General features: G+C 65.3%; 1 protein-coding gene. It reads left to right on the top strand.

Going from position 1 to position 1,638, the window contains the following annotated elements:
- A partial coding sequence (locus ACWGPE_RS18700) for a non-ribosomal peptide synthetase (protein ID WP_452049265.1) occupies positions 1–1,638 on the top strand: 1,638 nt, incomplete at both ends.

The raw sequence follows: 1,638 nt of genomic DNA, 5'->3' as shown, positions 1-1,638 counted from the left end.
GCCGTTGATCGTGGACATGTCGCCGCAGTCGACAGTGGCGGCCTTGTGTGAACATGTCGACCAGCAGTTCCGAGATGCGCTGCGCCATCAACGATTCCCGTTGCGCGCGATCGAGAACAAGTCACGATTCCAGGGCAGCGGACAACCGTCGGCCCGGCCTGCCATCAATTTCATTCCGACCATTCCCGAGGATGAATTCGGTGGCGCTCCGGCATCGGGAACCGTCACGCACACCGGTCTGGTCGATCAGTTCGGTCTGGTCCTCCTCCAGAAGGACGAGGAGCTTCTTCTCAGCACCACGGGTGTGGGTGAGTTGTTCGTCGGTTGCGACGCCCGCGATTTGGCGGACCGCTTCGAGCGGGTTCTGACCTCGATGACTGCCGCTCCGGGGCGGCCGCTTTCCGCGGTCACTGTCCGCGCTGCCGTCGAGGAGATCGACGGGTGGGGTAACCGGGCCGCTTTGAGTCGGGCGATGCCGGAGTCGGTGTCGATCCCGATGCTGTTCGACGCGCAGGTGGCTCGTCATCCGGCGGCGGTCGCGGTCAGCTTCGGTGACAGTTCGATGTCGTACCGCGGATTGGATGCCGCTTCGAATCGGTTGGCGCACCTGCTGATCGAGTGGGGAGCAGGTCCCGGGCTGCGGGTGGCGTTGTTGTTCCCGCGGTCGGTCGAGGCGGTCGTGGCGATCATGGCGGTGCTCAAGACCGGTGCGGCGTATGTGCCGATCGATCCCTCGGTGCCGGATGCACGGCTGGATTTCGTGCTGGCCGACTCCGAGCCGGCGGTCGCGGTAACGACCGCTGATCTGGCCGATCGGCTGGGTGGGCGCGGGTTGACGGTGATCGATGTCGATGACCGTGCGGTCTACAGCCAGCCGGGTACGGCCCTGTCCGTAGGGCCGACGCCTGACGACATCGCGTATTTGATCTACACCTCGGGGACGACGGGTGTGCCCAAGGGTGTGGCGATTCCGCATCGGAATGTGGCGCGGTTGCTGGATGCGATCGATCGTGATGTGGATTTGTCTGCGGGTCAGGTGTGGACGCAGTGTCATTCGTTGGCCTTCGACTTTTCGGTGTGGGAGGTTTTCGGCGCGCTGCTGCACGGCGGCCGGTTGGTGGTGGTGCCCGAATCGGTGACGCGCTCGGCCGAAGAGTTCCACGCCTTGTTGGTCGCCGAGCGGATCAGTGTGCTCAGTCAGACACCGGCAGCGTTCTATGCGTTGGCCGCGGTCGACGGCGCCCGGCCCGACCACCGGCTCTCCCTCGAGCTCGTCGTGTTCGGCGGGGAGGCCTTGGAGCCGCAGCGGCTTGCACCATGGTTGGACCGGCGCGCGGCGTTGCCGCGGTTGATCAATATGTACGGGATCACCGAGACGACGGTGCATGCCTCGTTCCGGGAGATCACCGCCGCCGATGTGGGGAATGCGGTCAGTCCGATCGGTGTGCCGTTGGCGGATCTGGCCTTTTTCGTGCTGGACGGTTGGTTGCGTCCGGTGCCCGCGGGTGTGGTGGGCGAGTTGTATGTCGCCGGTGCGGGTTTGGGCTACGGCTATGTGGGCCGGGCACCGTTGACGTCGACGCGGTTTGTGGCCTGCCCGTTCGGCAGCACGGGAACACCGGGGATGCGGATGTATCG

This window comes from Agromyces sp. NPDC055658, from assembly GCF_053618155.1.
This window is presented reverse-complemented; position numbering and strand designations above follow the sequence as displayed.